The organism is Bacillus methanolicus MGA3, assembly GCF_000724485.1.
Taxonomy (GTDB): Bacteria; Bacillota; Bacilli; order Bacillales; family Cytobacillaceae; genus Bacillus_Z; species Bacillus_Z methanolicus_A.
The window spans coordinates 475,693-502,107 of sequence record NZ_CP007739.1; the positions used below are offsets into that span (position 1 = coordinate 475,693).

General features: G+C 39.2%; 23 protein-coding genes, 4 pseudogenes and 1 riboswitch. Of the genes and pseudogenes, 17 read left to right on the top strand and 10 right to left on the bottom strand.

Annotated elements, in window-relative coordinates; genetic code table 11:
- Positions 1–5 precede the first annotated feature (5 nt).
- Both BMMGA3_RS02420 and BMMGA3_RS18700 read right to left on the bottom strand, forming a co-directional pair.
- Positions 6–530, bottom strand: coding sequence for a tubby C-terminal domain-like protein (locus BMMGA3_RS02420; protein WP_003348125.1), 525 nt, complete (start codon positions 528–530; stop codon positions 6–8).
- Complete coding sequence (locus BMMGA3_RS18700) at positions 531–761, bottom strand: LytTR family DNA-binding domain-containing protein (protein ID WP_081485702.1); 231 nt, start codon at positions 759–761, stop codon at positions 531–533.
- A 175-nt stretch (positions 762–936) separates the two neighbouring features.
- Here BMMGA3_RS18700 and BMMGA3_RS02425 point away from each other — a divergent pair, with 175 nt between their 5' ends.
- From BMMGA3_RS02425 to BMMGA3_RS18160, 7 genes and pseudogenes are all read left to right on the top strand, one after another.
- Entirely contained in the window at positions 937–2,487 is a 1,551-nt protein-coding gene (locus BMMGA3_RS02425) for a class I adenylate-forming enzyme family protein (RefSeq protein ID WP_003348123.1), read from the top strand.
- Between the two features lie 425 nt (positions 2,488–2,912).
- Positions 2,913–4,598: a DUF6044 family protein gene (locus tag BMMGA3_RS02430; RefSeq protein WP_003348121.1), complete on the top strand. Its 1,686-nt coding sequence runs from the start codon at positions 2,913–2,915 to the stop codon at positions 4,596–4,598.
- A 31-nt stretch (positions 4,599–4,629) separates the two neighbouring features.
- Complete coding sequence (locus BMMGA3_RS02435) at positions 4,630–5,631, top strand: glycosyltransferase family 2 protein (protein ID WP_003348118.1); 1,002 nt, start codon at positions 4,630–4,632, stop codon at positions 5,629–5,631.
- 8 nt (positions 5,632–5,639) lie between these two features.
- The gene (locus BMMGA3_RS02440; protein ID WP_318533210.1) at positions 5,640–6,053 is read left to right on the top strand and encodes a GtrA family protein; all 414 of its coding nucleotides are present in this window, start codon (positions 5,640–5,642) and stop codon (positions 6,051–6,053) included.
- A gap of 329 nt (positions 6,054–6,382) precedes the next feature.
- Positions 6,383–6,781 (top strand): annotated as a pseudogene (gene tnpA / locus BMMGA3_RS02445) (IS200/IS605 family transposase).
- 9 nt (positions 6,782–6,790) lie between these two features.
- Positions 6,791–6,889 (top strand): annotated as a pseudogene (locus tag BMMGA3_RS16950) (helix-turn-helix domain-containing protein); the annotation flags it as partial.
- A pseudogene (locus tag BMMGA3_RS18160) lies at positions 6,888–7,136 on the top strand (zinc ribbon domain-containing protein); the annotation flags it as partial. The pseudogenes BMMGA3_RS16950 and BMMGA3_RS18160, both read left to right, overlap by 2 nt.
- 79 nt (positions 7,137–7,215) lie before the next feature.
- Here the strand turns inward: BMMGA3_RS18160 and BMMGA3_RS02450 are convergent.
- Positions 7,216–8,715: an aldehyde dehydrogenase family protein gene (locus BMMGA3_RS02450; RefSeq protein ID WP_003348112.1), complete on the bottom strand. Its 1,500-nt coding sequence runs from the start codon at positions 8,713–8,715 to the stop codon at positions 7,216–7,218.
- A 90-nt stretch (positions 8,716–8,805) separates the two neighbouring features.
- A complete protein-coding gene (locus BMMGA3_RS02455; protein ID WP_003348110.1) occupies positions 8,806–8,997 on the bottom strand; it encodes a hypothetical protein in 192 nt (63 codons plus the stop codon).
- A 261-nt stretch (positions 8,998–9,258) separates the two neighbouring features.
- Here BMMGA3_RS02455 and BMMGA3_RS02460 point away from each other — a divergent pair, with 261 nt between their 5' ends.
- On the top strand, positions 9,259–10,464 hold the full coding sequence (locus BMMGA3_RS02460; protein ID WP_003348109.1) for a trans-sulfuration enzyme family protein: 1,206 nt from the start codon (positions 9,259–9,261) through the stop codon (positions 10,462–10,464).
- Positions 10,465–10,728: 264 nt separating this feature from the next.
- On the opposite strand, the pseudogene BMMGA3_RS16960 reads toward BMMGA3_RS02460, so the two are convergent.
- Positions 10,729–10,833: pseudogene (locus tag BMMGA3_RS16960) on the bottom strand (winged helix-turn-helix domain-containing protein); the annotation flags it as partial.
- A gap of 345 nt (positions 10,834–11,178) precedes the next feature.
- Here BMMGA3_RS16960 and BMMGA3_RS02465 point away from each other — a divergent pair.
- From BMMGA3_RS02465 to BMMGA3_RS02475, 3 genes are all read left to right on the top strand, one after another.
- A complete protein-coding gene (locus BMMGA3_RS02465) occupies positions 11,179–11,622 on the top strand; it encodes a hypothetical protein (RefSeq protein WP_259674489.1) in 444 nt (147 codons plus the stop codon).
- 281 nt (positions 11,623–11,903) lie between these two features.
- A complete protein-coding gene (locus BMMGA3_RS02470; RefSeq protein WP_003348105.1) occupies positions 11,904–13,028 on the top strand; it encodes a KamA family radical SAM protein in 1,125 nt (374 codons plus the stop codon).
- A 247-nt stretch (positions 13,029–13,275) separates the two neighbouring features.
- Positions 13,276–13,731, top strand: a complete 456-nt coding sequence (locus BMMGA3_RS02475; protein ID WP_003348103.1) for an OsmC family protein — start codon at positions 13,276–13,278, stop codon at positions 13,729–13,731.
- Positions 13,732–14,005: 274 nt separating this feature from the next.
- Here the strand turns inward: BMMGA3_RS02475 and BMMGA3_RS02480 are convergent, their stop codons facing one another.
- On the bottom strand, positions 14,006–15,976 hold the full coding sequence (locus BMMGA3_RS02480; RefSeq protein ID WP_003348101.1) for a sigma-54-dependent Fis family transcriptional regulator: 1,971 nt from the start codon (positions 15,974–15,976) through the stop codon (positions 14,006–14,008).
- Positions 15,977–16,355: 379 nt separating this feature from the next.
- On the opposite strand from BMMGA3_RS02480, the gene BMMGA3_RS02485 reads away from it, so the two are divergent.
- The 3 genes from BMMGA3_RS02485 to BMMGA3_RS02495 are packed head-to-tail and all read left to right on the top strand — an operon-like array spanning position 16,356 to position 21,327.
- The gene (locus BMMGA3_RS02485; protein ID WP_003348100.1) at positions 16,356–18,503 is read left to right on the top strand and encodes a hydantoinase/oxoprolinase family protein; all 2,148 of its coding nucleotides are present in this window, start codon (positions 16,356–16,358) and stop codon (positions 18,501–18,503) included.
- A 23-nt stretch (positions 18,504–18,526) separates the two neighbouring features.
- Positions 18,527–20,794 carry a hydantoinase B/oxoprolinase family protein gene (locus BMMGA3_RS02490; protein ID WP_003348099.1) on the top strand — a complete coding sequence of 756 codons (2,268 nt, stop codon included), beginning with the start codon at positions 18,527–18,529 and terminating at the stop codon, positions 20,792–20,794.
- Between the two features lie 32 nt (positions 20,795–20,826).
- Positions 20,827–21,327, top strand: coding sequence for an acetone carboxylase subunit gamma (locus tag BMMGA3_RS02495; protein ID WP_003348098.1), 501 nt, complete (start codon positions 20,827–20,829; stop codon positions 21,325–21,327).
- Positions 21,328–21,405: 78 nt separating this feature from the next.
- Here the strand turns inward: BMMGA3_RS02495 and BMMGA3_RS02500 are convergent, their stop codons facing one another.
- From BMMGA3_RS02500 to BMMGA3_RS02515, 4 genes are all read right to left on the bottom strand, one after another.
- The gene (locus tag BMMGA3_RS02500; RefSeq protein ID WP_003348097.1) at positions 21,406–21,606 is read right to left on the bottom strand and encodes a hypothetical protein; all 201 of its coding nucleotides are present in this window, start codon (positions 21,604–21,606) and stop codon (positions 21,406–21,408) included.
- A 90-nt stretch (positions 21,607–21,696) separates the two neighbouring features.
- Complete coding sequence (locus BMMGA3_RS02505) at positions 21,697–21,894, bottom strand: hypothetical protein (RefSeq protein ID WP_003348096.1); 198 nt, start codon at positions 21,892–21,894, stop codon at positions 21,697–21,699.
- Between the two features lie 105 nt (positions 21,895–21,999).
- Positions 22,000–22,266 (bottom strand): helix-turn-helix domain-containing protein, encoded by a 267-nt coding sequence (locus BMMGA3_RS18620; RefSeq protein ID WP_003348094.1) that lies wholly within the window; start codon positions 22,264–22,266, stop codon positions 22,000–22,002.
- Entirely contained in the window at positions 22,250–22,627 is a 378-nt protein-coding gene (locus BMMGA3_RS02515; RefSeq protein WP_003348093.1) for a DUF3784 domain-containing protein, read from the bottom strand. The genes BMMGA3_RS18620 and BMMGA3_RS02515 overlap by 17 nt, the downstream gene beginning before the upstream one ends.
- A gap of 402 nt (positions 22,628–23,029) precedes the next feature.
- On the opposite strand from BMMGA3_RS02515, the gene BMMGA3_RS02520 reads away from it, so the two are divergent.
- From BMMGA3_RS02520 to sat, 3 genes are all read left to right on the top strand, one after another.
- Positions 23,030–23,860: a uroporphyrinogen-III synthase gene (locus BMMGA3_RS02520; RefSeq protein WP_003348091.1), complete on the top strand. Its 831-nt coding sequence runs from the start codon at positions 23,030–23,032 to the stop codon at positions 23,858–23,860.
- 88 nt (positions 23,861–23,948) lie between these two features.
- Positions 23,949–24,055, top strand: a riboswitch (SAM riboswitch).
- A gap of 415 nt (positions 24,056–24,470) precedes the next feature.
- Positions 24,471–25,184 (top strand): phosphoadenylyl-sulfate reductase, encoded by a 714-nt coding sequence (locus tag BMMGA3_RS02525; RefSeq protein WP_003348089.1) that lies wholly within the window; start codon positions 24,471–24,473, stop codon positions 25,182–25,184.
- Between the two features lie 62 nt (positions 25,185–25,246).
- On the top strand, positions 25,247–26,395 hold the full coding sequence (gene sat, locus BMMGA3_RS02530) for a sulfate adenylyltransferase (protein WP_003348087.1): 1,149 nt from the start codon (positions 25,247–25,249) through the stop codon (positions 26,393–26,395).
- Positions 26,396–26,415: the final 20 nt, after the last annotated feature.

Here is a 26,415-nt window from a genome sequence, read left to right on the forward strand (position 1 = left end):
ATTTACTAAACGCCTTCTAAGTATGTATGGAAAATTCCAATTAGGAAAAGAACCTTACTCTCGTAATTTAAATCATGTAATTTCAATCTGCATTTAAAGGGGGGCTTTATTGGAATGTGCCATTCTGCAATTAATTGATTGTTGACAGTTAGCTTTGCCCATTGTAATGGAGCTTTTTTTAAATGATAAGTTTTACCTTCAAATTCAAAATCTGTTACCTCAACTATATCGAAAAGTTTTTTATCAACTAAGAGCAATTCATCGTGTTTATTATTACCATAATAATCAATTTTATATTGACGTTTCTTAAATGGATTAAGATTTGCCTTGGCTTTAAAAATCAATTTATCTGAGGAATGTATTCGATACTCTACAAAGTATTTACCTTCAAAACATAATGCATCTATAATTCTACAAAATACGTTTGGATAGTATTTATTAATGGTTCCTAAGATCTCGTTGTTTTCATTAAATATCTCCGATGGTTTGGTAGAATATGTTGTTCTCCAGGTGTAGTGATAACATTTCATTCACTTCATCCTTTCAAGGAATAATTTGTTAAATGTCATTTTCTTTAAAAGAGCTTTTTTATTTTCACTATAAATAACTTCACAACAAGATTGGTTTAAAAATTTTATCTCTAAGATATGGTTCTTATTAATGATATAAGATCGATGAGAACGGACAAAATCCTCCGTTAGATTGCTATGAATTGATTTTAAAGAAGCTTGAATCTCATATACACGATCAAACGTATGAATATATGAAGAAGTACCAAGCTTTTAGGAGCGATTCTGTATGGAAATAACAAATGGTATGGAATAAAATTCAAATTTAAACAAATTAATGTTATATTAAAAAAGTAGTTTTGCTAATCCTTTTGAAATGATATAATTTTCTCAAAATTATTTCATTTCAAAAGGACTGATAAAGAACATGCTGACATTTGGTGCGGTCATCAAGCAAAATGCAATTAAATATAAAAATAAGCCTGCTGTTATTTTTCAAGATTCAATAAAGACATATGACGAACTTAATATTCGTGCAAATAAAATTGCAAACGCTTTCTTGAACCGTGGTTATCAAAAAGGGGATAAAGTAGCAGTCATGTTGAAGAATCATGCTGCTTTTGTCGAAGTTATGGCAGGTTTGTCTAAAATAGGTGTAGTTATTGTACCCATCAACTATCGGCTGGTTGGACCTGAAGTTGAATATATTCTCCAAAACTCAGAAAGTCGAGGATTTATCATTTCAACCGAATATGAGAATATCGTGCGAACAGTGCTTTCACGACTCCCTCAATTAGACACTATTTTGCTAGTTAATGATGCTTCAAATGAACATATGGCGGACTATGAATCGTTTCTAGCTTCAGGTAACGAAACTGAACCAGACATTGTTGTCGATGAGAAAGACACTTTCTATTTAGGCTATACTTCCGGTACGACCGGCAAGCCAAAAGGTGTGATCATTTCTCATCGTTCTCGAATATTGACTGGAATGGCGGCAGCTTATGAATTCAAAATTGGCGAGTCAGATGTTCATCTTGTCGCTGGACCAATTTATCATGCTGCACCATGGATTTTTCTTGTCATGCAGCTAATTGTCGGCGGCACCCTTGTTATTCACGAATCATTTAATCCAGAACAAGTACTTAAAGACATAGAAAGATATAAGATAACAAACACATTCATGGCCCCTACAATGTACAATTTCTTAATTAATACAAAAGAAGAAATTAAAACAAAACAAGATATTTCTTCTATGCGTGTGCTTATTTCGGCAGGTTCACCGCTGCCGACACAGACAAAATTGGATATTCTGGACTTTTTCAAAGATGTCGATTTGCATGAATTTTACGGTTCAACAGAAAGTGCGATCACGCTTAACATTAAGCCGAGTGACATTCGCCGTAAGGAACGCAGTGTGGGGCATCCATTTCCTTTAGTGGAATGTTTAATTTTAAATGAAGAGAAGCAGCCGGTTGCTAAAGGGGAAGTAGGAGAGCTGTACTTTAAAGCACCGTACCTATTGGACGGCTATTATAATAATCCGGATGCTGACGCCGCTTCGTTTTATAACGGTTATTTTACCGTGGGAGATATGGCGATGCAGGATGAAGACGGCTTTTTCTATATTGTAGATAGAAAAAAAGACATGTTGATCAGCGGAGGCGTCAATATTTATCCGCGTGAAATTGAGGAAGTGCTCTATTCCCATCCAGGGGTTCTCGATGTTGCAGTAATCGGTGTGCCCGACCCTGTGTGGGGAGAATCGGTAAAAGCCATTGTTGTGCCAAGAGAAGGGGCAAATCTCACAGAAGAAACGATCATTGAGTTCTGTGAAGGAAAATTGGCCGGGTATAAAAAACCAAAATCAGTAGACTTTGTCGATGAACTCCCGCGAAATCCTTCCGGGAAGATATTAAAAACAGTATTGCGAGATTCGTATTCAAATAATAAAAATGGAATATTTAAAATTAATTAATTCATCCAATTATTCTCTTGATTAACAAGGATCGCTTACTTCTCCATATGAGATATCATCCAATATAAGGGTCGGTCTCCATTGCGTTGCAGTGATGAGGGACTGGCCTTTTTTGAATTTGCTTTTAATACTGTGTATTTGGTGTAAGATTAATATAGCCAGTGGAAGATAGTTGGGGCTGTTTTTACATTCGAAGCTAATTTTCGTTGATCTGTATTAATTGCAAAACTATATACTTTTTTTTTGCAATAAACAGTTATCTGATGTTAGATTAAGAAAGTAGACACAGAGTAATAAAGTAATTGACTAAAAAATGAGTTGTTTATTTTACAAATTCACTCAGCATAAGAATATTAATCATCACTGAAAACGAACAGAAAAATAAAACGCTATAAATGTAGCGAGTTTTGTGTGGTGTATAACTTATGAATTTTTGGATAACATGGAGCAGGGAGAAAAGGCATCTATTCGTAGCATTCATTTTTCTAATTTTATATCTTTCTCCATTATTTATTTTGGGGGAAAACGCGCATATAAGGGTTCATGATAACTTGGATTCGAATATCGCTTGGTATAAGACGCTAAAAAATAGCGGTCAATTATTTGGGGATATCAATTCAGTAATACCGCAAGTTATAAACGGTCTACCGCGAAATGCGTATGGTACAGAATTCAGCGGTATAGAGTGGCTGCATAACATATTTCCTTCTATGTTAGCATATGCTATAAGCCAAGCTATAACGAGAGTATTTGCGTTTTTGGGGATGTACATCCTTTTAAGGAGACACTTTATTACATCCAAGGATGGTTACCTTATTCGAGTTTGGGTATCACTAGCTTTTGCTTTAACTCCATTCTGGCCATCCGGTATGCTAAGCACTTTGGGTATGCCGCTTGCATTATGGGCCTTTTTGAATATTAGAGAAGGGAAGCATTCGTGGAAAGAATGGTTAACCCTATTTCTGCTGCCCTTTTATTCTAGCTTTGTATTAGGATTTTTCTTCTTTTTAGTTGCCATGGGATTACTGTGGTTAAGAGATTTGCTGTTTAAGAGGAAATGTAATTGGGTTTTCCTTGGCAGTATAGTATTTATGACGGCAATCTATTTGTTAATTGAATATCGACTTGTTTACTCCTTAGTAATTCATGAAGAGCCGACGAGCAGGGATGAATTTGTAAGTTCTACTCTTGGTTTCTGGCACACTGTCCGTTTGGTCTTTAAAAATTATTTGTTGGGACATACTCATGTGATGACACTGCATACATTTGTCATTGTGCCTCTATCGTTTATTGCATTATGGACATTGAAGGGGAAAGAAAGAGGTTCGCTTCAAAAACGATACCTTTATCTATTTATTTTAAATTTTGTCTTATCTGTTTGGTATGCTTTTTGGTTCTTTAAAGGTTGGGGACCTATTAAAGAACGCTTTCACTTTTTAAATACATTCAACTTTGCAAGATTCCATTTTTTAAGGCCTTTAATTATTTATGTCATGTTTGCAGTGGGGTGCTACCTGCTTTGGGGCTTGGGTAAGAATTGGCGGAAGTTTGTAAAGTTGTGCCTTATTGCTCAAATAATCATCCTGTTTGCGGCAAATGATGAAATCGTATATAGAATGGAAGGGAAACCATCTTTTAAACAATTTTATGCAACAGAACAATTTAAAGAAATCGCAAAATATATAGGGAAACCTAAAAGCAGCTATCGGGTAGCAAGTATTGGGATTCATCCTGCAATAGCTCAATATAATGGGTTTTATACACTTGATACCTATAATAATTTTTATCCATTAAAGTATAAGCATCAATTTAGGAAAATAATTGCAAAAGAGTTGGAAAAGAACCTCAAACTAAAAACATATTTTGATCATTGGGGAAACAGATGCTATATTTTCGTCGATGAATTAGGAAAAAAATATGATTATAAGAAGGACTCTCATGTTAAGATCCGACACTTAGAACTAAATACGGAAGTATTTAAACAAATGGGAGGACGATATATCTTCTCAGCAGTTCCGATTCTCAATGCCAAAGAGAATGGCCTTTCACTAAAGAAAGTCTTCGATAATAAAGATTCTGCATGGAGAATATACCTTTACGAAGTAAAGTAACAGATGTCAGTTGTTAAGGGGGAAGTTCCATATGAATAAACCGGTTTTAACGATTGTTGTTCCTTGTTACAATGAGCAAGAAGTATTGATAGAGACCGCATCTCAATTATCCGGAGTGTTAAATGAGTTGATCAGTGACTTCCTGATTTCGAAGGAAAGCAAAATACTATTCGTGGATGACGGCAGCAAGGACCGAACATGGGAATTGATCGAGAAAGAAAGTGAAAAAAATCCCTTCGTGAAAGGTATAAAACTGGCAAGAAATGTGGGACATCAGAACGCACTCATTGCAGGTCTTGAAACAGCCAGCAAGCAATCGGATTGTGTTATATCCATTGATGCTGATTTACAGGATGATATAAATGTTATTCGTACATTTGTTGAGAAATATTGGGAAGGTTTTGATATCGTTTATGGCGTGAGAGATAGCCGTGAAACAGATACTTTCTTTAAACGGACCACTGCTTTGGGGTTCTATCGTTTCATGGAGAAAATAGGGATTAAACTAGTTCCAAACCATGCTGATTTTCGGCTTATGAGCAAACGAGCATTGGATGAACTATTAAAATATAAGGAGACCAATTTATTCCTTAGAGGGCTTGTTCCTCTATTGGGCTTTCCATCAACCAAGGTTTACTATGACAGAAAAGAAAGGTTTGCCGGGGAATCTAAATATCCATTAAAAAAAATGCTTGCTTTTGCATTTGATGGAATTACTTCCTTTAGTGTCGCCCCCATTAGATTTGTTACATTTTTAGGATTTCTATCCGTCATTTTTAGTGCGATTGCAGGAGGCTATGCCTTAATTCAAGAGATATTAGGGCATACTGAATCAGGGTGGACCTCACTAATGGTATCCATCTGGTTTGTAGGGGGGCTACAACTGATGGGAATTGGAATTATTGGAGAGTATATCGGTAAAATATACAGTGAGGTAAAGAGGCGCCCAAGATATGCTATTGAAATGGACATTTTCTCAAGTAATGAATCAGGAAATCATCAGAAAGAAGCTGTCCTCAATAAAGGGAGATAATGGGATATATGTTTGTTCGCTTTATCATTGTAGGGATTGCTAATACAATTGTTGGTTTATCAGTGATGTATCTTCTTTTGCATGCGGCAGGCCTATCCTACTGGATGGCTACCTTTCTTGGAAATTCCGTTGGGGCGTGTGTGAGCTTCTTTTTGAATCGGAGTTTTACTTTTAGAAGCCAAAATGCTGTATTAAGCAGCATGATTCGGTTTATATCAGTAATTTTGTTCTGTTATTTTATATCGTATAGTATTGGTAAGAATTTAGTAGAATGGTTGCTAGGTCATAGTATGTTCTTGAAATCAAGTGTTAAAACTGACATAGCGGTTTTATTTAGTACAGGTTTATATACTGTTTTAAATTATATTGGCCAAAAATGGTTTGTTTTCCGTCGTAAAAAAAGCCTTAAACAATCTGCGTAGGAGAAAATAAATTACGAAACGGCCTCAAGAAGAAGCAGCTTTGGATGAGAAATTTCTGTATAAATGGTGTAAATTAGCACATTATTTCAGGCAGGCATTGGATTTTTAATAAATCCAGCCTAAAATCTGAAATAATGTGCTATTATTTTTAATTTCATTTACGCTCAGAGGTTCTATCAGTCTTTCGAAAGAGTACTCCTACTTCAAGCGTCAGCTAAGTGGGTGGTGAATTTCGTTTCGGCGTTAGCCGAAAGGATTTGTTCTAAACATTTGTCTTTTTTGTTTCTTGTTGTATAATCAGTCTTAATAGTTAAAAGGATTGATTTCATGTGAAATTAGACAGTAATAATCATTCGGTGTTCAGTCTGAATGATCATCTTGCGCTAGTGATTAAGTATCGTCGTAAGGTAATCAACACGGCTGTATCTGAAAAAGCCAAGCAGATGTTTATGGATATTGGTGAGAAATACAATATCACATTGCTAGAATGGAGTCACGATCAAGACCATGTTCATGCGTTGTTCAAAGCACATCCCAAAAACAGAACTTTCTAAGTTCATCAATGCATACAAAAGTGCAAGTTCTCGTATCATCAAAACAGAGTTTCCTCATGTGAGAAAGCAGTTGTGGAAAGAGTATTTCTGGTCAAGAAGTTTCTGCCTGCTCACGACAGGTGGTGTCCAATCCATGTGGTGAAACACTACATTGAAAACCAAGGCACCAAGTGAGGTGAAAAAATGCACAAGGCATTCAAGTTTCGTTTGTATCCAAACAAAGAGCAAGTCATTCTCATTAACAAGTTCATTGGTTCTAGTCGCTTTGTTTTTAATTACTTCTGAGTTTGTGTCCATGTTGGAATACAAAACAGAATGGTATGGAAGAACCATTGTGAAGGTTGGAAAAAACTTCTAATACAGTCAACTTTGTTACAGTTGTGGGTTCAAAAATAAAGAAGTGAAGGAACTCAAATTAAGAGAATGGACATGCCCAAAGTGCAACGTGCATCATGATAGGGACATTAACGCAGCCAAGAACATTTTGCAAGAAGGTTTAAGACTCATCGCCGTAGGGACTACGGTTTGAGCTTGGTCAACTTCCTTGGGCTACCGAGGATTACCCAAGAATCCCCACCTCTAAGCGTTAGCGTAGGTGGAGGGACCGTTCAATGTAAGTTTACCCAAACGGATTTAACTTCCGTATACATTTCAAGAGCATATTTCCCCATTTCACGCCCAAATCCTGACTGCTTAAATCCACCGAAAGGCATTGCGGCATCAAAGAGATTATAGCAATTCACCCACACCGTTCCTGACTCCAATGCGTGGGCAACCTTATGGGCTTTTCGGACATCTGTAGTCCAAACTCCGGCTCCTAATCCATATTCGCTATCATTTGCCCGTCTAACTACATCGGCTATTTGCTCATCATCATCAAACGGCATTGCGGCGACAACTGGTCCAAAAATTTCTTCCCGGACGATCGTCATGTGCTCATTTGCATCAGCAAAAATGGTAGGCGGAATAAAATATCCGGGACCTTCCTTGGGAACGCCTCCTGTTAATGGTTTTGCACCTTCCTCTTTTCCCTTTTCCAAATATCCTCTTACCGTTTCGAATTGTTTGGCGGAAACCAGTGGACCGACTTGCGTTTCCTCCTCCAGCCCAGGGCCAACTTTCAACTTAGATGCCTCGTTAGCCATATCTGAAAGGAAATTATCATAAATCTTTTTATGAACAAACAGACGAGAACCAGCAGAGCAAACTTGACCCTGATTGAAAAAGATACTATGAAGCGCTCCCGGTATTGCCTTGCTGAAATCAGCATCTGGGAAAACTATGTTCGGTGATTTTCCTCCTAACTCCAAGGTTACGCGCTTTAGATCATAAGAAGCATCGCGCATAATGGTCTTTCCAACCTCAGTTGACCCGGTAAAAGCAATTTTTCGAATTTTTGGATGTTTTGTCATTGCTGTACCTACAATACGTCCAGAACCCGATATAATATTGACAACTCCATCCGGAAACCCTGCTTCCTGAATTAACTCAGCTAGGTACAGGGCGGACAGAGGAGTATCTTGAGCGCTTTTTAAGACAACAACATTTCCTGTAGCAAGCGCAGCTCCCAGTTTCCATGCTGCCATGAGTAAAGGAAAATTCCAAGGAATGATTTGTCCACAAACTCCAATAGGTTCGCGACGTGTATAGGTAAAAATGTTTGGATGCATGGAATTGTTGACCACTTCTCCACTAAACTTGTTTACCCATCCCGCATAATAGCGGAAATGATCAATAACTAACGGTACATCAGCGTTTTTTGTTTCCCTAATGGGTTTTCCGTTATCAAGTGTTTCTAATTGTGCCATAGGTTCAAGATTCTCTTCAATTAAATCCGCTAACTTCCAGATTAAACGACTTCTTTCACTGGCGGACATTTTCGACCAAGGGCCATGAAATGCTTTTTCTGCTGCTTCGACGGCACGATCAATGTCTCGTTCATCGGCCTCGTACACTTCGCAAAGATCGTCACCAGTAGCTGGGTTCACGCTTTTGAATGTTTTACCGGAGCTCGATTCGATAAATTGACCACCAATGAAAAGTTTTCGTGGTGCTTTATTCAAAAAATCTTGCACTTTTGGATGAATTTTTTCTGTGGTTTCACTCAAAACAACTCACTCCTTGTACTGATTTTTTTACGACTCTTTTATGTTGCGTATCAAAGGTTATAAATATTCCATCTTAATCTTGCTTTAACTTCAAACATAGTCTTTAACGTTTTTCTCTAGGACTTTTATTGTCTGCAAGTCGTGGACATTACTTGTAAGAAAAGCACAGTAAGGACAACGTTCTTTCGTCGAATTTTTCTCAACATGTAACAAATTGCAATCTTCAAGAAATACTTGTTTAACAACTTCAAATTCTGGCAAATCTAATGATACGGAAAACACTTATAGAATCTCCTGTTATGTTAAGTCGACGCTAACATTATTCCAGGAATCTGTAAGTGATTTTATTTTTTGTTGGCTAAAAATCCAAAAACCTCTTACTGTTCCATCCTCATCTACTTAAGACAATTTCTCAGATATTTTTTAGGATCATTTCAAAAATGTAGAATTTATCGTATATATATTATATTCTGTATTTAATAGAAAATTTTTTTAGGATAGTAATGATAAAAGAGAGTGAATTAAAGAAAAGGAGAGAGAAGTTTGAACAAACGCAATAATCATAAAGAGCTTAATCTCGATGAACTCCAAAATGAAACCTTGGTAGTACATGCCGATGATTGGGTGACAAACGATCGGACACTGGCTCCTGCAATTTATTACTCAGCAACGTTCCGTGCAGATAATGCCGCCGAATTCGCGGAAATGGCGGGAACTCCTCGTCATCCTCAGTATTACACACGATACGGCAATCCAGTGCACGAGCGGGTAAAGAAGGTAATGGCCGAGCTTGAAGGCACAGAAACAGCATTGGTAACTGGCTCAGGGATGGGGGCAATTGCTACGACAATTTTAGCGCTGGTTAGTGCAGGCGACCATGTGATTGCACAGACGCGGCATTATATGAGTACTGCCAAAATTATGGACGAGATGCTGCCGCGATTTGGTGTTGAAGTGACCTTGGTCGAGCAAGCCGACGTGTCTGCCTTTGCCGAAGCTATTCGACCTAATACAAAGTTAATCATGTTAGAGTCTCCAGCTAATCCAACAATGGTAATAACAGATATAGCCGCCGTGGTGGAATTGGCCCGCCCGAGAGGCATCATTGTTGTGGCGGACAACACATTCGCGTCGCCTATCAATCAGCGACCTCATGATTTGGGCGTCGATGTGGTCGTACATAGCGCAACGAAGTATTTAGGCGGCCACCATGATTTGACAGCGGGTGTGATCTGTACAAGTGAGGAGTTAGCAGAGCGTATTTGGCACACGCATATCTCAATCGGCTCGGTCCTATCTCCAATGGATGCATGGTTGCTATTGCGTGGTTTGCGTACCCTTCCGATTCGGGTCGAACGCATCAACGCAAACGCTCTCGCCCTGGCCAAGTTTTTGGAGGAGCAGCCGCAGATTGAGCGGGTGTATTATCCTGGCCTTGCCAGCCATCCGCAACACGAGTTGGCAAAACGCCAGATGAGAGGTTTCGGTGGGATGATAGCCTTTGCAATCAAAGGCGGTTATGAAAAGACTCAGCGCTTCGTTTCAGCACTGAAACTGTCGCTAAATGCAGTCAGTCTGGGCGGAGTAGATTCACTAGTGGTACATACAGCGGCAATGTGGGAAGGCGTGATGAATGAGGAGCAAATGCGGACAGCTGGGATTCCGTCCAATTTCGTACGCTTTTCAGTTGGAATTGAGCATATTGATGATTTGAAAGCGGATATTTTGCAAGCTCTGCAAGTGGTTTGAGGGCACGTTAAAGGTTCAGTAAAATTATAAGATAATTCAAAGGAGTTCATTTTAAAGACGGATTTAGGAGTTTGTTTATAAGAGTGAAAAAGAATAGAGTAAAAAGTACATAAAATACAGACTATTAAACAACTATTAAAAAGGTGCAATATGTCGTCGACCCCCAATCGTGCAAAAACTCCTAGGGATCGACGACAATGTTATTTTGAAAGTATTGATGAAAAAATCAAAGAATATAAAAGAAAAATTAGGAATCGCTCACCTTTACTTTCTTAATACGTATCCTGAACCTCTCACTGTTTGAATATAAGAATCATGATCCTCTAAATCAATTTTTGCTCTAAGATAGCTTATATAAACATCTACCAGGTATCCCCTTTCTTGAAGTTTCAGTCCGTACAGGAGAAGGGATTAACGAGTGGATATCCCGATTAGAGGCTGACAAAGAAGCTTTTGAAAAAGCGGTTAGTTCCTCGTAATCGGTTATCAAATCGATAAAACTTTTATTAAAAATGGAAAATATAGGCTACTGCAAGCCTTCATAAAACAAACGATATTGGTCATTATGATCTGCGAGCACCTTGTGGAAACTTCATGATGTCATCAAAAGGTGTGTGAGCCGGCATATTACCATCATGTCTAATTGCGTCAAGCAAGCAGTCAGTAAATAATTCAAAAACGAAAGGGGATTTAACATCAGACTTAGGAGTAGGTATTCTTCTCGTTTTACTGGGCTTGGTTACGATCTGGCGTGTGATCAAAGAACGCGTTCATTTTGATGTCCATTCCCATAATAGCACCGTTCACGGACATTTTCATCGTCCCGGTCATCGTCATCCGACGGTGAAGCTAGAACGCCGACAATGGATTACTTTTGGGTTCGGTTTGGTGCACGGTCTTGCGGGAAGCGGCGGTGTCGCAGTGCTAGCCATGCAGGCTTCGCCAAGCTTGAAGATGGCGATTTTTTGGCTCCTGCTTTTCGGCTTGGGCACAGTCCTTGGGATGTTTCTCATGACGCTTTTAATCGCTGCACCTGCCCTTAAATTGGTTTCTAAACGTGGTACCGTCCATGCAGGTATTCGGACGGCTGCAGGTTTCGTCAGTTTGTTTTTTGGTATTTATATGATCTGGACGCTTCTTCCCGGTCTGTTCACTTGATTGTAAGATTCACGGATCTGCAGCAAGAGAAGAAAAAGAGGAGCAGTTGAAGACCGCAAGGTGTATTTTACCGATGGCCAAATTGAGCTAGTCTATTGTGCCGGCGGGAAAGCCAGCCGCCGGCTCTAGTATTTTAGTATATCAAAATTATAATTTTGTATAAAAATACAATCGAGTTATTTAGTTCGTGAGCTCGTATGTGTAAAATGGCCTTAAATTTTGCATCTCTTCCATACTTTTGATAACCTTAATTTAGAAGCATTTTTTAGGAGGGTGGTATGATGGCACAACCGAAGTATATTACAAATATTGAAAAAATCACTCAAATTCCTAAGGAAGAACGAGCAAAATTAAAAGAAATCACTAACAAATATGTATTTAGAGTAAATGAATATTATCTTAACCTAATTAACTGGGATGATCCGAACGACCCTATACGGAAATTGGTTATACCGAATGAAAGAGAATTAAACGAATATGGCAGCTGGGATGCTTCCGATGAGGGGGCCAACTATGTAGTGCCAGGGTGCCAACACAAGTATAAAACGACTGCATTACTCGTAGTTTCAGAGGTTTGTGGAGCATATTGTAGATTTTGTTTCCGAAAGCGTTTGTTTCGCAGCGATGTGAAAGAAGCAATGTCAGATGTAACACCTGGAATAGAATATATTGCACAAACACCTGAAATAAATAACGTTTTATTGACTGGCGGAGACTCTCTTATTTTGGCAACAAAAAAAATTAGACAAATTGTAGAAAGACTGCGGGCGATTGACCATGTTAAAATTATTCGTTTCGGTTCAAAATTGCCTGTTTTTAATCCTATGAGAATTTATGAAGATCAAGAGCTGCTTGATTTGTTTAGAGAATATTCCACACCAGAAAAACGCATTTATGTGATGGCACATGTTAATCATCCGCGTGAAATTACAGAAGAAGCACGCAAAGCCTTTAAAGCTCTTCACGATGCCGGAGTTATCGTTGTGAATCAAACGCCTATCTTAAAAGGAATAAATGATGATCCCGAAGTGTTAGGTGAATTGTTAAATAAACTTTCATGGGCAGGAGTAACACCATATTATTTCTTTGTTAATAGACCGGTAGCAGGCAACAGCGATTTTGTATTACCGTTGGAAAAAGTATATCAAATAGTTGAACAAGCAAAAGCAAAAACATCAGGATTAGGGAAACGTGTTCGCCTCGTTATGAGCCATTCCTCAGGAAAAATTGAAATATTGGCAATCGAAAATGGCAAAGCCTATCTGAAATATCATCAGTCAAGAGATGATGAACAATATGGAAAATTTATGGTTTTGGATTGTCCAAAAGATGCTGCTTGGTTTGATGACTTGCCTGGAAATGAACAATATTGGCAAAAACCAGAGAAAAAATTAGTTACAGTTTAGGCAAAATTATTAAACACAGAGGATGGCCCTCTTCTAAGGAAACTAAAAATTTCCTTAGAAGAGGTCATTTTTCATTATTTAAAAATAAGAAAGATATCCTCTCTTTGGCAATGAAAAGGAAAAAACATCACAATAGCTTCACTAAATTGACTTAAAAGTTTCAAATACTAGATATATAATTTGTAGAAACAAGGTGTAACATAGAAGATGGATAGACTAAGACTTTTTCTTCTAGGAGGTTAAGAGCATGGCTCAAATTTCTTCATTGATTAAAGTGTCCGCTAAAGGTAAATGGGATTCCGGCGTTAAGACGAATATCACTGTTCGAAATTTTCCTGCTTTTTCTACGGATGAACCAACAGAATTAGGTGGAAGTGATACAGCGCCAAATCCAATGGAATATGTATGTGCAGCTTTGAATGGTTGTAATGGAGTAATGATTCCATTAGTTGCCAAAGAATTAGACTTTTCTTTCTCGGGAATTGATTTTGAAACAACTGGCATTGTTGATATCCGGGGACTAATGGGGGAAGAAGGAGTTTCTCCGCATTTCCAAAAGATTCGTTTCCGAGTGAATATACAAACAGAAGAAAGTGAAGAGAGAATTGAGCAACTGAAAAATGAAGTTGAGAGAAGATGTCCTGTAATGAATCTTTTGCTTGATGCCGGTGTTAAAGTTGATTCAAAATGGAGTAAGATTTAAATACAATCATCACAAGAAGCAGGCTTATTGTGGCCTTCTAAACCAAAAGTATGAATCTTTTAAATAAGTAAAAATTCCATTTTTGGAATGTCGTCGACCCTCAATCATGCAAAAATCCTAGGGGATCGACGACATTTTATTTTTTTAGCAAAAATATTTAGAAATGCAGAAAATAAAGATTTTGATAAAATTTAATGATTCCACTAAAATGAAAATAACAAATTTTCCATTATTATCAAAATTTTGTAGTTATCAACGAACCTTGTAAGCTGACTTAACTGGAAATCTCATATTTTTTAAGTTTCCGATAAAGGGTGGAGCGGGCTATGTTCATTCTTTTGGCGACCGCAGACACGTTCCAGTTGGTCTCGTTTAATAGTTGAAGCAGGATTTTTTTTTCTTCTTGTTCGATTAATGAAAATTCGTCATCTTGTTCGGATAGGGCTTCTTCAACGCGATTTTCCAATAAGTAAGATGGTAAATTTACTAGATTAATAATAGAAGTATCACTGAAAATTACGGCATGCTCTAGTGCATTTTGCAGCTCCCGAATGTTGCCCGGCCACCTATAGTTATTTAGAAATTCTAGTGTCTCTTTTGCAAAAGAAAGTGACTGTTTTTCGTACTTTTCAGCAAACTGTTTTAAAAAATAATCAGCAAGCAGAGGAATGTCTTCCTTTCTTTCTCGGAGCGGCGGAAAGTTAACCGTTACAACATTCAATCTGAAAAACAGATCGTCGCGAAATTGCCCTTGTTGAATCAGTTTATGTAAGTCCTTATTTGTCGCTGCAATGATTCGGACATTAACAGGGATTGGTTTTGACGATCCGATTCTAGTAACTTCTTTTTCCTGAAGCACTCTTAATAAATGAACCTGTAAATCTATAGGCATTTCCCCAATTTCATCTAAAAACAAAGTCCCCCCGTTTGCTTCTTCAAATTTTCCCTTTTTTCCATCTTTTCTGGCTCCTGTAAAAGATCCTCTTTCATATCCGAATAGTTCACTTCCGATTAGCTCTTTTTGAATGGCGCCACAGTTAATTGCAATAAAAGGTTGATTCTTCCGATGACTTGCTTCATGTATCGTTTGAGCAATTACTTCTTTTCCTGTCCCGCTTTCCCCCATCAAGAGAATAGGAACATTGGCCAGTGCAGCTTTCCGGCATTTAGATAACGAATTTATAAAGATCTCCGACCTTCCTATGATGTTGTTCCATGGGTCTTTGTCAATCGACGCAGATGGAATAGGTGTTGCTATTTTATATTCTTTAAAAACGATCATGTATCCGGCAATTTCCCGATTAAAGAGGATTGGCTCAAGATAGATCACTTCGAAATCTTGAACATACAATTGTTTGTCATAGTAGATTTGCCTTGGGAAATTCGCCATCGTTGTAAGTTCATTTACTAAGGAGCGGAAAAGAGGTTTTTCTTTTAATTTGGTCAGAGGTGAAAGGTTAAGAGAGTCGAATAATGCTCCATCATTTTTGAAGACCTGAAAGTCGTGAGTCAGAACAAGTACGTGATGAGATTTCCATTTTTTAACCGATTGGTAATAGTATTCTGTTAAAAAGCTGTTCACTTGCATGTAAGCATATTCAAGCTGTTTTTCAATCATTTGGGCAATTGAAACGGCAAAACCAAGTGTGTGTGGCTGGGCATTATGCCATAGACCTGTAATATCAATTGCACCGATCACTTGCTTTGTAAGGGGATGAAAAATCGGGGCTGATGAACATGTCCATGGATGACATCCTTGACAAAAATGTTCGGCTGACAAAATTTGAATCGGACTCTTTGTTACAATACTTGTTCCAATCGCGTTTGTTCCGGCAGCTTGTTCACTCCAGTCCATACCGGGGGCAAAATTCATTTTTTCGGCGAGCTTCATAATATGAGATTCACCCTTTAAGTAAATCATCCGTCCATATTGATCGTTCAAAGTGATCAGATAGCCGGTGCCAGTCATTTTAGGATATAAATCGTCAATAATTGGCTTTGCGACCTGGAAGAGTTCGGATTCCTCTAATAAGTTATTGAGTTGAAGATCGGATAATGCGGGCTTGGTTTGCAGCTGTTTTGGATCTACCCCTGCAGCCTGGCATCGTTTCCAAGAATCAAGAATGTTTTTTCGAATCTTATTTATAACCTCCTCTTCTTTTGATTTTGTTACAAACCATTCCCATAAAGTTTCTAACTCCTTTGTTCTGTCGGGCAAGTTTTGAATAGAGAAGATCGCTATCATGACTTCACCCCTTTATATTTTGATTATTCATAATATTTTAACACTTTTTCTTGTAGAAGAAAATGATTAACTTTCTAATGGTTTAATTATTTTTCTTGCAAGTTAGTGTTCGATTTTTATATGTGTATCGCAACAGGTGTATTAAATCGCTACAATTTGCTGCATAACTTTTTATGAAAAAAGAAAATAAACCTTAGTATTATGAATATTTAGAAAATTGGCACAGAAATTGCAATATAAGAAAGTGGCTACAATATACACTTTGAAAATGAGAAAGGAGAGGCAGTAATAAAAGAACATTGTATTCTTAATATTTCATAAAAAATGAAAGCCATTGCAATGTAAAAACCATTTCTAAGCTAAGAAAGGGGAGGAAGTAATGAAAACAGTGGCAACAAAAAACGCACAAATACTCGCTATTGATGCGGGAGGAACAATGACAGACACGTTCATCATTGATGAAAACGGAGATTTTGTTGTTGGAAAGGCGCAATCTACTCCGGAAGACGAATCAGTAGGTCTTCTTAACTCTGCAAGAGATGCACTTACGTATTGGAATACGACCGTCGAAGAGGAATTTCCAAAATTGCTTGCCGGGGTTTATTCTGGAACAGCGATGTTAAACCGGCTTGTGTCAAGAAAAGGGCGGAGAGTAGGCTTAATTGTTAACAAAGGGATGGAAGACTTCCACAGAATGGGAAGAGCGATCCAGGCTTATCTCGGATATTCTTACTCCGATCGTCTGCATTTAAATACACACCGCTATGATCCGCCGCTTGTACCGCGTGAATTGACAAGGGGAGTGACGGAGAGGGTAGATTTATTCGGAAATGTCGTCATTCCGCTGTATGAACATGAAGTAGCGCCAGTTGTTGAGGATCTGTTAGAACGGGATGTGGAAGCGATTGTCATCAGCTTGCTTCATTCATATAAATATCCTGCCCATGAGAGGAAAGTGCGGGACATAGTAAAAGAAACGATGAAACGACTCGGCAAAGAAGTCCCTGTCTTCGCTTCTGTTGATTACTATCCGGTCAGAAAGGAGTCCCACCGCACCAACACCACAATCATTGAAGCATATGCTGCCGATCCTTCGCGCGAAACACTTCAAAAAATCGACAGTCGTTTAAAAGATCATGGTTCCAAATTTGATTTGCGCGTGATGGCGAGCCACGGCGGTACAATTAGCACTCAAGCTAATGAATTGGCTCGAACACTAGTCTCTGGTCCGATCGGAGGGGTAATTGGAGCCAAATACCTCGGCGAGAAACTTGGTATTCCGAATATTGCCTGTTCTGATATCGGCGGCACGAGTTTTGACATGGCACTTATTACACAGGGAGATTTAAGTATTAATACTAGTCCGGATATGGCCCGTCTTGTTCTTTCGCTTCCGCTTGTTGCGATGGATACGGTTGGAGCAGGCGCCGGAAGTTATGTAAGAATTGATCCGAACTTCAAGTCACTCACACTTGGACCGGACAGTGCAGGTTCCAGAGTAGGAGTTTGTTATCCAGAAGGCGGTGTCGAGACGGTAACAGTTTCAGACTGTCACGTCGTTCTTGGGCTGATTAATCCTGACAATTTCCTTGGCGGGGAAGTGAAATTGTATCCGGAACGCGCTTATGAAGCGGTGAAAAAGCAAGTTGCCGAACCGCTTGGCTTGTCTGTCGAAGATGCCGCTTACGGTGTGATAGATCTCTTGGAGTCACAGCTGCGCAATTATTTAGAATCAATGATTCTTGGAAAAGGGTATTCACCTTCACAATATGTATGCTTCTCTTATGGCGGCGGCGGTCCGTTACATACGGCCGGGTATACGAAGGGGCTTGGTTTTGAAGATGTTCTTGTTCCAGCGTGGGCTGCAGGATTTTCTGCATTTGGCTGCGGTGCTGCGGATTTTGAATACCGTTATGATAAAACACTTGATATCAATGTTAATGACGGTGCCCGGGATGAAGTGAAATTCAAAGCAGGAAAAGAGCTGCAAGGAGCTTGGGATGAGCTTATGGAAAAGGTGGCGGCCGAATTTGAGAAAAACCAGTTTAAGAGAAAAGATGTCGATTTCCGGTTATATTTCCGCATGCAGTACCAAGGGCAGCTAAATGACCTGGAAATTGAAGCGCCGATCGCATCATTTAAAGGATTGGATGATTGGGATGCACTTGTCACGGCGTTTGACGACACATATACACGAGTGTACGCAAAAGCGGCGCGATCCCCTGAACTTGGTTACAGCATTACCGGTGCAATCGTTCGTGGAATTGTTGAAGTGGCAAAGCCGAGAATTCCTGAAGAGCCCCTTTCAAGCGAGACACCGCCAAAAGAAGCATTCCTCGGCATGCGTAATGTGTACTGGAAGGGCGAGTGGATTGTCGCTGATATTTGGGAAATGGAAAAGCTTAAGCCAGGAAACAAAATCAACTCATTTGCGATTCTTGAATCTCCGGCAACAACGTTTGTCATTCCGCCGGGGTTTGAAACGTTCCTAGATCAACACCGCATCTTCCATTTGAAAGAACTCTAATTTATAAAGGAGGGTATTACCGTATGGATACGATCTTAGCAAAGGGTCAAAAACGCCGTAATACGATTGGTTGGGATGGAAAAACGCTTAAAGAAATGCGCCAGGAAGTCGATGAACTCAGCCGTGCAACAGGCCACTATGCCGGTTTGAAAAAATTGCCCTTGAAGGAATCTGACCCGATCCGCTATGAGAAAATTTTTGCAAAACTGCGTGGTGGCGTCGTTCATGCAAGGGAAACAGCAAAAAAAGTAGCAGCCTCTCCAATTGTTGAGCAAGAAGGTGAATTATGTTTTACCCTATATACGCCTGAAGCCGATTCGGTTGTAACATCCACAGGCATTATTATTCACGTGGGTACGATGGGTGCTGCAATCAAATATATGATCAAAAATGATTATGAGGCGAATCCGGGTATTGAAGACGGCGATATTTTCTGTAATAACGACTGTCAAATCGGAAATGTTCACCCTTGTGATGTCCATACGATTGTTCCAATTTTCCATGAAGGTGAGCTTATTGGCTGGGTAGGCGGTGTAACACACGTTATTGACGTAGGGGCAACTGCTCCGGGAAGTATGACGGTTGGTCCTGTTACTCGATACGATGATGGCTACCAGGTCGCCTGCCGCAAAATCGGGAGAAACGATACATTATCAAAAGACTGGCTAATTGAGAGTCAGCGGTCCGTCCGTACAACGAAGTACTGGCTTTTGGATGAGCGCACTCGTATAGCCGGCTGCCATATGATTAGGGATCTTGTCCTTGATCTCGTAAAAGAAGAGGGTGTTGACACTTATAAACAATTTATTCGTGAAGTCATTGAAGACGGACGCCGCGGATTTGTAAATCAGATCAAGACATTGCTAATACCGGGTAAGTATCGCCAAGTGTCGTTTGTTGATGTTCCATATGAAAATCTTGATGTCCCGCCATATGCGCGAATAAATACGATCATGCACGCACCGACTGAGCTAACTGTTCATAAAGACGGTAAATTTCAGATTAATTTTGAAGGAGTAAACCGTTGGGGATGGCACAGTTATAATGCCACACCGGTTTCGATTACGAGTGGAATTTGGGTAATGATGTCCCAGACATTGATTCCAAACGACAGAGTAAACGACGGTGCACTCTATGCTAGTAAATTTGATTTGCCATATGGATCATGGCTGAATCCTGACGATATCAGAACGGCACACAGCTATGCATGGCATTTCCTCGTTTCTGCGTGGAGCCCGTTATGGCGTGCGCTAAGCCGAAACTATTTTGCTCGCGGATATTTGGAAGAAGTGAATGCCGGAAATGCGAATACCTCGAACTGGCTGCAGGGCGGGGGATATAACCAGTTTAATGAGAATCACGCCGTCAATAGTTTTGAATCAGCTGCTGAAGGTGTCGGAGCCAGTGCGGTAAGAGACGGTATAAGCCACGCAGCGGCGATCTGGAACCCTGAAGGCGATATGGGAGATATGGAGATTTGGGAACTTGCGGAACCGCTGCTTTACCTTGGTCGAAGCATTAAGCCGAACACGGCCGGTTATGGAAAATACCGCGGCGGAAGCGGGTATGAAACTCTAAGGCTGGTGTGGGGTGCGAAAGATTGGACCATGTTCTTTATGGGCAACGGCTATATGTCTAGCGATTGCGGCTTAATGGGAGGATATCCGGCAGCATCAGGCTATCGATTTGAAGCTCATGGCACGAACATAAAGGAATTGATCGATAAAAAACTGCCGATCCCTACAGGAGGAGATCCTGATCCTGATAATCCTGAATACGACAAGTTAATCGAAGCGAAAGAAATTATCCGACATAAGCAATCAATTACGACGGAAACGATTTTTGAAAATTACGATCTGTATTTGAATTATCTTCGTGGGGGTCCAGGATTCGGTGATCCGCTTGAGCGAAAACCGAAAATGATTCAAGATGACTTAAATAACGGACACATTTTGCCTCGTTATGCGGAAAAGGTGTATGGTGCTGTAATTAGCCAAGATGATCACGGCAACTATATCGTTGATGAAAAAGAGACTGAAAAACGCCGCAAGGAAATTAGAAAAGAACGGCTTAAGCGTGGTGTGAAAACGAAAGAGTGGATGAAGAATGAAAGAGAGAAAATTATCAATAAAGATGCAGCTGTTCAAGTTCGTCACATGTATGCCGGAAGCTTCGCACTAAGTGAAACGTTTACAAACGAATTTAAACAATTCTGGAGCCTTCCGGAAAATTGGGAACTGACAGAAGACGAGTTGGGGGTTCCGGTGTTCGGTGCAAAAATTAAACGCTAATAAATCGATTTGATAGAGGTGAGGATGAGGATATGACAACGTACGATCGAAAAACAATTGAAGAGTTAATTGATGGGACAATTGATTTTCATAAATTAAAACAAATGCTTTCCAATTTTAAAGATGCCGACCGTTTCGAGAAGTATATAAGTATTCTTCAAGAACGCGTCCCGTGGGATGATCCCATTTTGCTTCCGGCAGGACTGCACCTGTATATTGTTCAAAAGAAAAATGGTGATCGGATCGTAAAATGTGATTGCGGGCATGAATTTTGTAATGCGAGCGACAATTGGAAATTGCACGCGCTTATATATGTTCGCGATGATGAGGAAAAAATGACCGAACTTTATCCGAAACTGCTTGCACCAGATCCGGAATGGCAGGTCATTCGTGAATATTACTGTCCTAACTGTGCGACCCAGTTAGAGGTAGAAGCGGTAGCCCCGTGGTATCCAGTAATAAAAGATTTTGAGCCGGATATTGATACATTTTATAGTGAATGGTTAAATCGCCCGCTTCCGCAGGTGAAATAAAAGAAATTGGACGAAAAATAAGAAAGCTGCCAGGCACTTCTAAGAATGGTGGGTGACTGACAGCTTTTTTTAATTTATTTACAGATTCGGGTGATTATTATTTTGAACCTTTACTTGGTTTAACATTGTTTCTGTATAAATTCGTTCTGAAGAACTGATATTTCGTTCGTTTTCTTTTGGATCTGTCGTGATGCCTTTTCTTTTATACAGTTTATCTATAATAAATCCGAATAAAATTAGAGCCGTTCCGAGTATTAACAAAAGGACAAATACATTCATTAGACGGACCTCCTTTATTTTTATTATAACAAAAATTTAGAATATTTACTTTTTAATATCGTTTGGTGGCTGCATTTTTTCTAGGTGCTATTAGGAATTTGATTGTTTTTTAATTGACCCCATTTTTTGGATTAACTTCTGATACCAGCTTCGCGTCTCTTTCGAATTGTGTCCATTGATGAAAATCTTATTGTTTTCCAATTCGATATACAAGTAAGGAGAAGAATCTTTCCGGATAAATAGCAGGCTGCTTCCGTATCCTTCAACCATGAATTTGCCTTTTGCCATAGTTGATAGCCCTTAACCGTCTTGTTTCCAAGTCACCTTAGGCATTTTTTTCATTAATTCAATCCGCTGAATGTCCTGATATTTCCATTCATCTCCTTGAACTACTCACCGCTTAACACCCTGACGGGTTGTTTGAATCGGGAGATTCCTACGAACACCGAAGTAACCTTCGGTTATCTTAGTAAGAAAGAAGTTGAACACGAATCTAGAACAGCCAATCGTTTTGTTAATGAGTTCCATTTGTTTTTTGTTTGGATAGATACGAAATTTATAGGCTTTGTGGAAGATCATGACGCTTACCTCACTTCCGTGGAGTACATATGTTCTTATTATATCATAATGAGGAAGGTCTTGGCTATCGCCAACCGACATTCATCTCCCACTTACTCATTGGGCTTTGCCCTTCACTTTCCTTGAAGTGGGGGTCTTTTGTCGGAATAGGATAAATAAATCCTCCGAGCAAAAAAATAAACATAAAGCCAAATTGGACTTCCATTACGTATTTGAATGGTGTGAAATTCAAGGGGAGCAGAATTGCCATGCCAGCAGCGGTTGCGATTAATAATGTCCCGATTTTTTGCGGGTAGCCATTTTCAATTAATTGCTGCTGTTCTTCCTCTGATCGTGTGGAAAACCCGGGGATCAGCCAATTGGCTTCCATTTTTCGAATCGCCCAACCCAGCGTGAATAACAGCAATACGATAAAAAGTTGAACACCGATAAGAATCCACATAAAGAGGCCTCCTTTATATCTTAATTTTAAGTAGCATCCTTGTCTGTTGGTAAAAAATTACATTATCACCTGATATTACGAATAATTATGCTGCTTTGATTCATTTTTCCTAAAAAAGGCGCCAGGCACCTATCAGAGGCTAATGTTTATTGATAGTGCATCTCCTTTTTTTGACCCTTTTTGATGCTAACCCTTTAAATCGAAATACTTTTTTATTAAAATGAATATAAATAATTTTCAGAAAAGGGTGAGCGTATGAAGAAAGATGATACTGAGCATCTTAAAATCTATTAAGCTGATAAGTTTGCACAAGATATACAAAGAGAAAGTTAAGCCCTTTAAAAATTTGGGAAAATATTTAATAGATCAAACCAAAATATCGATAAGGATGGGAGATTTATTTTGAAAAAATTAGCCGGAAAAAGAATTGCTTTAGTAGGGCAGCGTAAAAATGAAGAATTAAGTAAAATTATTGAAAATCTTGGAGGGATCCCGCTTATTCGTCCTGCCCAAGGAACCGTTATTCTTGATGATTCGAATATTGAATCAGACTTAAAAGCTTTAGTAACAGGCAGCTTTGATTGGATGATCTGTACGACAGGTATAGGTATGGATACACTTTATAACATTGCAGGGAAAATGGGGTATGAGCAAGAATTTATTGAAGTTTTAAGGAAAGTAAATGTCGCAGCTAGGGGTTATAAGACTGTTAATTTTCTAAAAAGACTAGGGATTACACCGGTTGTCCGCGATGATGATGGAAGTACAGCCGGGTTATTAAGGCAACTTGCTGTTCATGATTTGAAAGGATGCAGAGTAGCTTTGCAATTACATGGAGATCCTGCTCCAATGCTTATTCAATGGCTGGATGAGCAAGGTTGTGATTATAGGGAGATTCTTCCTTATAAACATGTGCCTCCGAATCCTGAAGTGATGGAACAATTAATTACTGAAATATTAAACGGGGATATTGATGCCGTTAATTTTACAAGTAGACCGCAGGCTAGGTTTTTCATGAGTTATGTCCGGGAAAAAGGTGTCGAGCAAGACATTCTGAAGGCTTTCGCTGATAATGTTATTGCTGTTGCGGTAGGAAGAGTGACAGCTCAAGCTTTAAAAGAAGAAGGTATTGAACGGATAGTCGTTCCTGAATATGAACGAATGGGAAGTGCAATCATAGCTCTAGCTCAGTATTATCATGAAAAAAGGGGTCTGGCCCCATCATCACATTAAAGCGTTAATAAAAAATACATTTCCGATAAAATTTATATGAAAACTTTATTGACATCATGAAGAATTATGATATTATTTTAAATAATCAGACTTATCGAGAGCGGTGGAGGGAATTGGCCCTATGAAACCCGGCAACCTGCAAATTCAGCAAGGTGCTAATTCCAACAAAATGTAAATCATTTTGGAAGATAAGGTATATGTCAATAATTTACCTGATGATTCTTTCCAAAATGGAAAGATTTTTTATATTTTAAAGTTTTATATTGTTTAAAGTAGATAAACATTATTGGCTTTTACACGCTTTCTATCATCAGTGCCCAGCCAGTTTTCATCCTTGAAAAGACTTACTCGAGTATCTTGCGAAAAGCATGATTTAATAAAGTGGTGCTTTGGCAGCTCGCGAGTCGCGTCGATCCTGCTAAGGAAGACAAAAACGGCTTCACAGGCAAGCTCGTAAGTATTTGCCCAGACAAACAAAGGAGCTTGAACTTTTCTTAATATCATAATTAAATAAGAAATACTAAGCTGACTAGACAAACTAGAGGCGGTATTAACGATGATCAACGATGATCTATTGTTAATACTGCCTTTTTTATTGGAGGCAGTTAAAATGAGTAATTTATTGGTATACGAAAATTTTGAAACATTTACCACTGTTGATTTTTCAATTGATAATGAAACAAAAGGGGCTTTGGAGGTTTTGGAGTGGGCCTATTCCCACTATGGAGATGATTTGGTATATGCCTGCAGCTTTGGGATAGAAGGAATTGTTATGATTGATTTAATTTCAAAAGTTTATGAGCAGGCAAGGGTAGTTTTCTTAGATACTGATCTTCATTTCAAAGAGACGTATGAATTAATAGAAAAGGTAAAGAAACGGTATCCACGATTGCGGATAGAGATAAAGAAGCCGGCACTTACACTTGAAGAACAGGCCTTGCAGTACGGAGACAAATTATGGGAGAGAGAGCCGAACAAATGCTGTGAAATAAGAAAAGTAATCCCGCTTAATGACGTCCTCTCGGGGGTCGCCGCCTGGCTATCGGGCTTAAGAAGAGAGCAGTCTGAAACAAGAAAGAACACACAATTTATTAATAAAGACAATAAATTCAAATCAATAAAAATTTGCCCGCTTATCCATTGGACATGGAAGGATGTCTGGCGCTATGCCCATAAACAAGGCCTGCCTTATAACATTTTGCATGATCAAGGATACCCGAGCATTGGGTGTGAAAAATGCACACAGCCGGCAATAAATGAAGGTGATTTAAGGTCGGGGCGCTGGAGCGGGACAGGGAAAACCGAATGCGGACTGCATACATGAGGCTGAAGTAAATATAAATATTTCATTCATTCCAGAAATAAACACAATTGGGAGGAATAACAATGACATTAAGCAAACCGCATGGGGGAAAATTGATCAACCGTTGGAACCCCGATTACAATATCTACCATATTGATAAAGAGATTGAATTGGACGGGATTGCATTAAGTGATCTGGAGTTGATTGCTACAGGAGGCTATAGCCCGATAGAAGGGTTTTTGACACAAAAGGATTATGACTCAGTTGTGGATGAAATGCGTCTTTCAAGCGGCGTTGTATGGAGCATTCCGATTACACTTCCGGTGACAGAGGACAAGGCTAAAAACATATCAATCGGTGAAGAAGTAAGGCTGGTGAACAATGGGATTTCGTACGGAGTGATAAAGGTTTCCGATATTTATGAACCTGACAAAAGGAAGGAAGCACTGGCTGTATATCGAACTGAAAGTGATGAGCATCCAGGCGTTCAAAAACTGTACAGCAGAGGCAACGTTTACATTGGGGGAGAAATCCAGCTAGTAAAAAGAATCGAACGCGAAAAGTTTCAGGAATTTTATCTGGATCCTAAAGATACGAGAAAGGTTTTTCAAGAAAAGGGATGGAATACAGTTGTCGGCTTTCAAACAAGGAATCCGGTTCACAGGGCCCATGAATATATCCAAAAATCGGCACTTGAAATTGTAGATGGGTTATTGCTGAATCCGCTTGTTGGTGAAACGAAGTCCGATGATATCCCGGCTGATATAAGGATGGAAAGCTATCAGGTTTTACTTGACCATTATTACCCTAAAAACCGAGTATTTCTATCAGTATTTCCAGCTGCCATGAGATATGCCGGACCAAGGGAAGCTGTATTCCACGCACTTGTAAGAAAAAATTACGGTTGTACCCATTTCATTGTAGGCCGGGATCATGCGGGTGTAGGAAACTTTTATGGAACGTATGATGCCCAAAAGATTTTCAGTAACTTCACGGAGGAAGAACTCGGAATCACTCTTTTATTCTATGAACATAGCTTTTATTGCAATAAATGCGAAAACATGGCATCAACGAAAACATGTCCGCATGATAAAGAACATCATGTTATTTTATCCGGAACAAAAGTCAGAGAGATGCTGCGCAATGGGGAAATCCCGCCAAGCACTTTCAGCCGGAAAGAAGTGATAGAAGTGTTGATTAAAGGAATGAAGAAAACGGCGGTACAAGTATAACGGAAAAAGGAGGACTCATA

Coding starts and splice junctions, on each gene's coding strand:
- BMMGA3_RS02420 (WP_003348125.1), bottom strand. CDS start 530: ATGAAATGTTATCACTACACCTGGAGAACAACATATTCTACCAAACCA.
- BMMGA3_RS18620 (WP_003348094.1), bottom strand. CDS start 22,266: ATGTCGGTTGGCGATAGCCAAGACCTTCCTCATTATGATATAATAAGA.
- BMMGA3_RS02495 (WP_003348098.1), top strand. CDS start 20,827: ATGACAACGTACGATCGAAAAACAATTGAAGAGTTAATTGATGGGACA.
- BMMGA3_RS02490 (WP_003348099.1), top strand. CDS start 18,527: ATGGATACGATCTTAGCAAAGGGTCAAAAACGCCGTAATACGATTGGT.
- BMMGA3_RS02485 (WP_003348100.1), top strand. CDS start 16,356: ATGAAAACAGTGGCAACAAAAAACGCACAAATACTCGCTATTGATGCG.
- BMMGA3_RS02515 (WP_003348093.1), bottom strand. CDS start 22,627: ATGTGGATTCTTATCGGTGTTCAACTTTTTATCGTATTGCTGTTATTC.
- BMMGA3_RS02500 (WP_003348097.1), bottom strand. CDS start 21,606: ATGAATGTATTTGTCCTTTTGTTAATACTCGGAACGGCTCTAATTTTA.
- BMMGA3_RS02425 (WP_003348123.1), top strand. CDS start 937: ATGCTGACATTTGGTGCGGTCATCAAGCAAAATGCAATTAAATATAAA.
- BMMGA3_RS02470 (WP_003348105.1), top strand. CDS start 11,904: ATGGCACAACCGAAGTATATTACAAATATTGAAAAAATCACTCAAATT.
- BMMGA3_RS02480 (WP_003348101.1), bottom strand. CDS start 15,976: ATGATAGCGATCTTCTCTATTCAAAACTTGCCCGACAGAACAAAGGAG.
- BMMGA3_RS02505 (WP_003348096.1), bottom strand. CDS start 21,894: ATGGCAAAAGGCAAATTCATGGTTGAAGGATACGGAAGCAGCCTGCTA.
- BMMGA3_RS02435 (WP_003348118.1), top strand. CDS start 4,630: ATGAATAAACCGGTTTTAACGATTGTTGTTCCTTGTTACAATGAGCAA.
- BMMGA3_RS02525 (WP_003348089.1), top strand. CDS start 24,471: ATGAGTAATTTATTGGTATACGAAAATTTTGAAACATTTACCACTGTT.
- sat (WP_003348087.1), top strand. CDS start 25,247: ATGACATTAAGCAAACCGCATGGGGGAAAATTGATCAACCGTTGGAAC.
- BMMGA3_RS02430 (WP_003348121.1), top strand. CDS start 2,913: ATGAATTTTTGGATAACATGGAGCAGGGAGAAAAGGCATCTATTCGTA.
- BMMGA3_RS02475 (WP_003348103.1), top strand. CDS start 13,276: ATGGCTCAAATTTCTTCATTGATTAAAGTGTCCGCTAAAGGTAAATGG.
- BMMGA3_RS02440 (WP_318533210.1), top strand. CDS start 5,640: ATGTTTGTTCGCTTTATCATTGTAGGGATTGCTAATACAATTGTTGGT.